Below are 8017 nucleotides of genomic sequence, written 5' to 3'. Positions count from 1 at the left end.
GAATGGGGCGATGTCCATGAACGGGGGCGGGGTGCCGGAGAGGGCGGACCTCAAGGCCGACTGCGCGAGCTGCTTCGGCCTGTGCTGCGTCGCGCTGCCGTTCGCGAAGTCGGCCGACTTCGCGATGGACAAGGACGCGGGCGAGCCGTGCCGCAACCTGCTGGCCGACTTCCGCTGCGGCGTCCACGCCGAGCTGCGGCAGCGCGGCTTCCAGGGCTGCACGGTGTTCGACTGCTTCGGCGCCGGCCAGAAGGTGTCGCAGCGGACGTTCGCCGGCCGCGACTGGCGCGCGGACCCGGACGCCGCCCGCCGGATGTTCCAGGTCTTCCCCGTCATGCGGCAGCTCCACGAGCTGCTCTGGTACCTGGCCGAGGCCGTGGAGATGCCGGCCGCCGAGCCCGTCCGCGAAGAGCTCCGGAAGGCCCGCGACGACGTCGAGCACCTCACCCTCGGCGGCCCCGGAGAACTCGCCGAGACCGACGTCCCGGCGGTGCGCGAACGGGTGAACGCCCTGCTCCTGCGGGCGAGCGAGCTGGCCAGGGCGGGCCTGCCCGGCCGCCGGAAGGACCGGCGCGGCGCCGACCTCATCGGGGCGCGGCTGAAGGGCGCCGACCTGCGCGGCGCCTGCCTGCGCGGCGCGTACCTGATCGCGGCCGACCTGCGCGGCGCCGACCTGCGGCGGGCCGACCTGATCGGGGCGGACCTGCGGGACGCCGACCTGCGCGGCGCCGACCTCACCGGCTGCCTCTTCCTCACCAGGGCGCAGCTCGACTCGGCCCGTGGCGACGCCGGCACGCGGTTGCCGGCGGGGGTCGGACGGCCCGCGCACTGGGCGGCTCACGCGCACTGATCTTGTTTAGCCCCTTTGTCAAGGGGCATTTCCGCAGCGCACGTCATCGGGGGGTCACGTGGCGCGGGTGAGCTGGTGGGGCACGGGGCTCGTGGCGCTCGTGCCGCTGGTCCTCGCCGCGGGGCTCCCGCTGCTCGACAAGGCCCTCGGAAGCGGCGCGGAACCGCTCGCCGCGGGGGCGGTCCTCTCGGTCGGGACGGAACGCGACGGCGTCCGCCCGGTGACCTTCTCGGTCCCGTCCGCGGGCTGGGTCCTCGACAAGGCCGACACCTCGCTCGCCAGCAACGTGGAACTGTCCAACTCCGGCGTCGGCCTGTACGTGCGCATCGTCGTGCCGCTGGCACCGGTGGACGCGCGGCGGCTGTGGGACGGCCTCGGCCGCATCGTCGCCGCCGGCGGACGGTCGCGGCTGCGCGCGGGGCCCGTCCCGATCACGACCGCGTACGGGCTGACCGGGCTGACCGGGCGGCTCGCCGGGCGGGAGCGCGCCGGCACCGCGGCCGTGTTCGCCCGGGACACGCTCGGCGCGACCGTGACGGCGTCGGGTCCGCCGGGCGCCTACCGCGCGCTGGCCGCCGAGGTCGAGGCCATCGTGCGGACCCTCCGGATCTCGGCCCCGTGATGACCCGGCGGCCGGCGTTCTGGCTGTGGGCGGCGGCGTGCACGCTCGGCGCCTGGATCGCCTTCCACGGGATCGGCGCGCAGGTCGCGGCGTTCCCGGTCGGCGCGATCGTCGGAGTCGCGCTGCTGGCGCCCTCGCTCGCGGTGGGCGTCTGGGTGCTGCGGCGGCTGCACCCGGTCCGTTCGCATCCGCTCGGGTACGCGCTGGTCGCGGTGTCCTGGGGCGGCCTCGCCGCGTTCGGCATGGCGCTGCCCGCGAACTCGGCGTTCCAGGCGGTCATCGGCAAGACGGCCGGGCCGGGCTTCAACGCCGTGTGGGGCGCGTCGATCGCCGCGCCGGTCGACGAGGAGCTCCTGAAGCTGCTCGGCGTCGCGGTGCTGGCGCTGATGGCGCCGGCGGCGGTGCGCGGGCCGCTCGACGGGTGGGGGTACGGCGCGCTCGCCGGGCTCGGCTTCCAGTTCGCGGAGAACTTCCTCTACGTCCTCAACACGATCGTGCTGACGGGCGCCACGCAGGACGCCAGCGCCGCGTTCTTCTCCTTCGGCAGCCGGGTGGTCGGCGGGGCGTGGTGGAGCCACTGGGCGATGACGGCGGTCGGCGGCGCGGGGCTCGGCTGCCTGCTCGGGCGCGCGTGCCGGACGAGCCTCGCCATCGCGGCCGGGGCGCTCCTGCTGGCCATGGCGCTGCACTCGTGGTGGGACGCGCCCGTCCTGTCCGGGGTGCTGCTGCTGCCGGTGAAGGGCGCGCCGATCCTGCTCGCGGCGATCGCCGCGTACCGGCTCTCGCGGCGGCACTACCTGTCGCACTTCCGCCGGACGGTGCACGCGGAGACCGCGAAGGGCGTCCTCGTCCCGGGCGAGGGGCACGTCCTCGCGTTCCGCAAGTGGCGCCGCAAGGAGCGCTGGGGCGTGCCCGCCGGGGAGCCGCGCCGGCTGCTCGCCCGGCTGCGCGCCGACCAGCTCGAACTGATCGAGGACGGGCTCGGCGGCCTGGAGCGCGACCCCGGCGCCGCCGACCGGCTGCGGGCCGACATCCAGCTCGTCCGGCACCGGCTCGGCTCGGGCCGCGACACCCGCGCGCCCGACCGTTTGCCGTGATCGGGCCCGGGTACCCGCCCTGCGGGAATACTGCGCGGCCACGGGAGAGAGCGCGATGGCGGGACGCAAGGGCGGAGCCGGGGCGGGGAGGAAGGCCGGGGAGGAGGCCGAACCGCGGGTGCGGAAGGTCTTCTGGGGCGTCAACGACCGGCTCGGCTCCACCTCGTTCCTGAACGAGAACATCAAGAAGGCGTTCCCCACCCACTGGTCGTTCCTGCTGGGCGAGATCGCGCTCTACTCGTTCGTCATCCTGGTGCTGACCGGCGTCTACCTCACGCTGTTCTTCAAGCCGAGCGGCATGGAGCAGATCTACGACGGCTCGTACGCGCCGCTGCGGGGCCTGCGGATGAGCGAGGCGTACGCGTCCACGCTGCACATCACGTTCGACGTCCGGGGCGGGCTGCTGATGCGGCAGATCCACCACTGGGCGGCGAACGTCTTCGTCGCGGCGATCACCGTCCACCTCCTGCGCATCTTCTTCACCGGCGCGTTCCGCAAGCCGCGCGAGATCAACTGGCTGATCGGCTTCACGCTGTTCGTGCTGGCGCTCGCCGAGGGGTTCGCCGGCTACTCGCTCCCGGACGACCTGCTGTCGGGCACCGGGCTGCGGATCGCCCAGGGCATCATGCTGTCGATCCCCGTCGTCGGGACGTACGTGAGCCTGTGGGCCTTCGGCGGCGAGTTCCCGGCGAGCGAGGAGTTCATCCCGCGGCTGTTCACCGTGCACATCCTGCTCATCCCCGGCATCCTGATCGCGCTCGTCACCGTGCACCTGATGATCCTCTGGCACCAGACGCACACCCAGTGGCCCGGCCGCAGGCGGCGGGAGATGGCGGTGAGCGGCGAGAAGACCTTCCCGCACTTCGCCACGCAGAGCATCGCGTACTTCCTGTTCACCTTCGGCGTCCTCGCCGGGATGGCGGCGTGCCTGCAGATCAACCCGGTGTGGCTGTACGGGCCGTACGAGACCGACCAGGTCTCGACCGGGTCGCAGCCCGACTGGTACGTCGGCTTCCTCGAAGGCTCGCTGCGCATCATGCCGCGCCTGTCGACGACCGTCGCGGGGCACACCATCTCGTGGAACGTCCTGCTGCCCGCCGTCGTCCTGCCCGCGGTGTTCTTCACGCTCATCGCCCTCTACCCGTTCCTGGAGCGCTGGGCCACGGGCGACGAGCGCGTCCACCACCTGCTGGACCGGCCGCGCAACGCCGCGACCAGGACGGCGATCGGCGCCGCGGCCATCGCCTGGTACGGCAACCTGCTCGCGGCGGGCGGCAACGACGTCATCTCCGACACCTTCAAGATCCCGCTGTTCTGGACGACCTGGTTCTTCCGCGCCGGCTTCTTCGTCGCGCCGATCGCCGCGTTCGCCATCGCCCGGCGGGTCTGCCTGAGCCTGCAGCGGCGCGACCTGCGGATCCGCGAGGAGGGGGTGGAGAGCGGCCTGGTCTCGCTGAGCCCGCAGGGCGGCTTCGAGGAGCGGCACGAGCAGCCGTCGCCGGAGCAGGAGGCGGTCGTGCAGACCCGGCGGCCGGACGAGCTGGCCGCCCCCTACCCGAACCACCTCATCCCGCTCCCGACCCCCGACCGCACCCGCACGCAGGTGCGCACCCGCAGCAACCGCTTCTACCTCGACTACCAGTCCGAGTCCTACGGCGGCGGCCAGGGCGACCTCAGCCGGGGCCCGTCGGAGGACGGCGAGGGCGGCGGCTGACCCGCACCGCAGCGACGCGCGAAAAAGCGCCCGGCGGGGAGCCCGCCGGGCGCTCTGCGGTACGGGGCCGCCTCACTCGGGCGGCGGAAGCGCCGGCTCCTTCTCCTGCGGCGGCTCGGTCGGCGGGTAGCGCAGGTCGAACGCGGGGCGCACGGAGCGGATCCGCGGCATCGCCGTGAAGTTGTGCCGGGGCGGCGGGCAGGACGTCGCCCACTCCAGCGAGCCGCCGAAGCCCCACGGATCGTCCACCTCGACCTTCTTCCCGCGCCGCCAGGTGCGCAGGACGTTCCACAGGAACGCGAACGTGGACGCGCCGAGGACGAACGAGCCGATCGAGGAGACGAAGTTCAGCGTGGCGAACTTCTCGGGATAGTCGGCGTAGCGGCGCGCCATGCCCTCGGCGCCCAGCCAGTGCTGGACCAGGAACGTCGTGTGGAAGCCGATGAACAGCGTCCAGAAATGGATCTTCCCCCAGGTCTCGTCGAGCATCCGGCCCGTCATCTTCGGCCACCAGAAGTAGAAGCCGCCGAACGTCGCGAACACGATGGTGCCGAAGAGAACGTAGTGGAAATGGGCGACGACGAAGTACGAGTCGGTGACGTGGAAGTCCAGGGGCGGGGACGCCAGGATCACCCCGGTCAGGCCGCCGAACAGGAACGTGACGAGGAACCCGATCGAGAACAGCATCGGCGTCTCGAGCGTCAGCTGCCCCTTCCACATCGTGCCGACCCAGTTGAAGAACTTGATGCCGGTCGGGACGGCGATCATGAAGGAGGTGATGGAGAAGAACGGCAGCAGGACGCCGCCGGTGGCGAACATGTGGTGCGCCCACACCGTCATCGACAGCCCGCTGATCGCGATGGTGGCCGCGACCATGCCGAGGTAGCCGAACAGCGGCTTGCGGGAGAACACCGGGATGATCTCGGTGACGATCCCGAAGAAGGGCACCGCGACGATGTAGACCTCCGGATGCCCGAAGAACCAGAACAGGTGCTGCCAGAGCAGGGCGCCGTGGTTGGCCGGGTCGTAGATGTGCGCGCCGAGCTTGCGGTCGGCCTCCAGCGCGAACAGCGCCGCGGTCAGCGTCGGGAAGGCGATGATCACCATGAGGCTGGTCAGCAGCGCGTTCCAGGTGAAGATCGGCATCCGGAACATCACCATGCCGGGGGCGCGCAGCGTGATGATCGTGGTGATGATGTTGACCGCGGTCATGATCGTCCCGAAGCCGGACAGGATCAGCCCCATGGTCCACATGTCGCCGCCGAGGCCGGGCGAGTACGTCGGCGAGGTCAGCGGCGAGTAGGCGAACCATCCGAAGGCGGCCGCGCCGCCCGGCACGATGAACCCCGCGAGCACGATGAGCCCGCCGAACAGGAACAGGTAGTAGGTGAGGGCGTTCAGCCGGGGGAACGCGACGTCCGGCGCGCCGATCTGCAGCGGCACGATCACGTTGGCGAATCCGAGGAACGTCGGCGTCGCGAACAGCAGCAGCATGATCGTGCCGTGCATGGTGAACAGCTCGTTGTAGAGCTGGTTGCTCACCACCTGCTTGCCCGGCTCCAGCAGCTCGGCCCGCATGATCATGGCCATGACCCCGGCCGCCAGGAAGAACAGGAACGACGTCGTGAGATACAGGTAGCCGACCATCTTGTGGTCGGTCGTGGCGAAGATGTGGGCGATCCTGGTGCCCTTGCGGTGGCGCGCGAGCGCGTCGGCGACGCTGGTGTCGTCCCTCCCCTGCACGGCCGTCATCTACGGCCCTCCCTCCTCGTCCGAGCCCAACGGGCCACTTGCCGCGCTGGTCTCTTTCAAACGCGGGGAAGGCGGCGGGAAAGTGCGCCTGTCACGGCTCGTCGCGGCGGTCCAGTTCCTCCTCGAACGGCGACCGCTCGGCGTGGCGCGCGTGCTCGCTCAGGCCGGGCTTCTCGTGGTGCCGGCGCTGGTGGTCCCGCTCGGACGGGGTCCGCCCCGGGTCCGGGTCGAGCGGCACCGACCGCACCACCTCGGCGACGCTGTCGTAGGTGCCGAGCGGCAGCGACAGCAGCGCGTGCTCGGCCTCCCCCTCGGGCCGCCTGCTGTGCGCGTGCTCGACGATCCGCTGCTTGTCCGCCGGGAACGGCAGGTCCCCGAGCAGCTCCTCGATCTCCCGCGCGTCGGCGAGTGCCATGGCGTGCTCCCCCCGGTGATGGACCGTCCTGCGGCGGAACTGCCCGCCGCTCCCCCGGCCAAACGCCCCCGGCACCCGGTTGACCTGCCCGTGGTCGACCTGCCCGTGGTCGACCTGCCCGTCCGCGCACGCAGCGGGCATGGGCACGAACGGCGCCGAGGTCAGGTGACGGCCCGCAGCGACGCGCCCCGCAGGGTCATGGGGCGCCGCTCGGGGAACAGCTCCGGGCCGCGCCCGCCCGCCAGCTCGTTCAGCCGGTGCAGGAAGACGCCCTCGCGGAGCGCCCACGGGCAGAGGTCGAGCCGGTCGAGGCCGAGGACGTCCATCACGCCCTCGGCGACGATCGCGCCGGCGAGGATCTGGTGGGCGCGGGACGCCTTGACCCCGCGCAGCCGGGCGCGCTCCTCGTCCGGCAACTTCGCCAGCCGCGGGATCCAGCGGTGCAGCTCGCGGCGGTCGAGGCGGCGCTCCCGGTAGAGGCCGGCCTTCGCCTTCGGTGCGCCGCAGAGCCGGGCGAGCTGGGTGAAGGTCTTGGACGTCGCCACGGCGCGGGCCGGCGCCGGCCGCTCGGCGATCCCGACGACCGCCTCGCCGAGCACCGCCCGGACGTGCTCGCGCAGCGCCCGGTGGGTCCGCTTGCGCACGGGCGGCCGCGGCGGCAGGTGGTGCCGGGTGAGGCGGCCGGCGCCGAGCGGCAGCGACAGCGCGATCTCCGGTTCGGTACCGGCGCCGTAGGCCAGCTCCATGGAGCCGCCGCCGATGTCGGCGAGCAGCATCGGCCCCGCCGACCACCCGAACCAGCGGCGGGCCGCGAGGAAGGTCAGCCGCGCCTCCCGCTCGCCGCTGAGGAACCCGAGCTCGACGCCGGTGGCGGCGCGGACCTCGGCGGCGACGTCGTCGCGGTTGGCGGCGTCGCGCAGCGCGGACGTCGCGTACGGGACGAGTTCGGCGACGTCGAGGGCCGCGGCGGCGGCCACCGACTCGCGCACCGCGGCGATGAGCCGCCCGACGGCGGGCCGGCCGATGACGCCGTGCCGGTCGGTGGCCTCGGCCAGCCGCACGGCGCTCTTCACCGAGCGGACGGGCACGGGCGGGTGGCCGGGGTCGAGGTCGGCGACCCGCAGGTGCGCCGAGTTCGAGCCGATGTCGAGCACGCCGAGGCGCAGGGGGCCGTCGTCCATGCGGCTGCTTTACCCCGCATTGACACTCTCAGTCGGCCGGCCGGGCCCGCGAGACGCCGGGCTCGCACGGTAGAGAGCGGAAAGTTCGGGAAAGCCGCTGGAAACGGCACGTTGAAGGAGCCCCCCGGTGCCACAGGACGAGCTCGACATTCGGGCCGGGGTCACGGCGGCCCGCGATGAGGCCGCCCGCGCCATCGACCGGCTCGACACGGCGCGGCGGCGCGCCGCGCGGACCCGCGGCGACCAGGCGGGCCCGGACGCGGGCGCGCCGGACCTGGACCGGCCCGCCCGGGAACGACCCGCCCGGGAACAGGAGGTCGCGGAGGCGGCGCGCGCTCTGGCCGACGCCGCCCGGGAGCTGACCCGGCTGGTCCGCGACTACGGCC

The 8017-nt window shown here is 73.0% G+C and carries 8 protein-coding genes; 5 read left to right on the top strand and 3 right to left on the bottom strand.

Annotated elements, in window-relative coordinates:
• The first annotated feature begins 10 nt into the window (after positions 1 to 10).
• From E1284_RS36095 to qcrB, 4 genes are all read left to right on the top strand, one after another.
• Positions 11 to 850: a pentapeptide repeat-containing protein gene (locus tag E1284_RS36095; protein ID WP_131944643.1), complete on the top strand. Its 840-nt coding sequence runs from the start codon at positions 11 to 13 to the stop codon at positions 848 to 850.
• Positions 851 to 917: 67 nt separating this feature from the next.
• Entirely contained in the window at positions 918 to 1472 is a 555-nt protein-coding gene (locus E1284_RS36090) for a hypothetical protein (protein WP_131944642.1), read from the top strand.
• Positions 1472 to 2569, top strand: coding sequence for a PrsW family glutamic-type intramembrane protease (locus E1284_RS36085; RefSeq protein ID WP_131944641.1), 1098 nt, complete (start codon positions 1472 to 1474; stop codon positions 2567 to 2569). Before E1284_RS36090 ends, E1284_RS36085 begins: the two co-directional genes overlap by 1 nt.
• Before the next feature lie 55 nt (positions 2570 to 2624).
• Positions 2625 to 4283 carry a cytochrome bc1 complex cytochrome b subunit gene (qcrB, locus tag E1284_RS36080; RefSeq protein ID WP_131944640.1) on the top strand — a complete coding sequence of 553 codons (1659 nt, stop codon included), beginning with the start codon at positions 2625 to 2627 and terminating at the stop codon, positions 4281 to 4283.
• Positions 4284 to 4355: 72 nt separating this feature from the next.
• Here qcrB and ctaD read toward each other — a convergent pair whose 3' ends face one another.
• From ctaD to E1284_RS36065, 3 genes are all read right to left on the bottom strand, one after another.
• Positions 4356 to 6035: an aa3-type cytochrome oxidase subunit I gene (ctaD, locus tag E1284_RS36075; protein WP_131944639.1), complete on the bottom strand. Its 1680-nt coding sequence runs from the start codon at positions 6033 to 6035 to the stop codon at positions 4356 to 4358.
• Positions 6036 to 6126: 91 nt separating this feature from the next.
• Positions 6127 to 6450 carry a DUF2795 domain-containing protein gene (locus E1284_RS36070; RefSeq protein WP_131944638.1) on the bottom strand — a complete coding sequence of 108 codons (324 nt, stop codon included), beginning with the start codon at positions 6448 to 6450 and terminating at the stop codon, positions 6127 to 6129.
• A gap of 161 nt (positions 6451 to 6611) precedes the next feature.
• Positions 6612 to 7631 carry a Ppx/GppA phosphatase family protein gene (locus E1284_RS36065; RefSeq protein ID WP_243714958.1) on the bottom strand — a complete coding sequence of 340 codons (1020 nt, stop codon included), beginning with the start codon at positions 7629 to 7631 and terminating at the stop codon, positions 6612 to 6614.
• A gap of 127 nt (positions 7632 to 7758) precedes the next feature.
• On the opposite strand from E1284_RS36065, the gene E1284_RS36060 reads away from it, so the two are divergent.
• On the top strand, positions 7759 to 8017 hold a 259-nt coding region (locus tag E1284_RS36060), incomplete at its 3' end, for a hypothetical protein (RefSeq protein ID WP_207924143.1).

Origin of the sequence: Actinomadura bangladeshensis (assembly GCF_004348335.1) — a bacterium.
GTDB classification, from domain to species: domain Bacteria; phylum Actinomycetota; class Actinomycetes; order Streptosporangiales; family Streptosporangiaceae; genus Spirillospora; species Spirillospora bangladeshensis.
The sequence above is the reverse complement of the archived record's forward strand: the minus strand, read 5'-3'. Positions and strand labels throughout refer to the sequence as shown.

Coding starts and splice junctions, on each gene's coding strand:
- E1284_RS36095 (WP_131944643.1), top strand. CDS start 11: ATGTCCATGAACGGGGGCGGGGTGCCGGAGAGGGCGGACCTCAAGGCC.
- E1284_RS36070 (WP_131944638.1), bottom strand. CDS start 6,450: ATGGCACTCGCCGACGCGCGGGAGATCGAGGAGCTGCTCGGGGACCTG.
- E1284_RS36085 (WP_131944641.1), top strand. CDS start 1,472: ATGACCCGGCGGCCGGCGTTCTGGCTGTGGGCGGCGGCGTGCACGCTC.
- ctaD (WP_131944639.1), bottom strand. CDS start 6,035: ATGACGGCCGTGCAGGGGAGGGACGACACCAGCGTCGCCGACGCGCTC.
- qcrB (WP_131944640.1), top strand. CDS start 2,625: ATGGCGGGACGCAAGGGCGGAGCCGGGGCGGGGAGGAAGGCCGGGGAG.
- E1284_RS36065 (WP_243714958.1), bottom strand. CDS start 7,631: ATGGACGACGGCCCCCTGCGCCTCGGCGTGCTCGACATCGGCTCGAAC.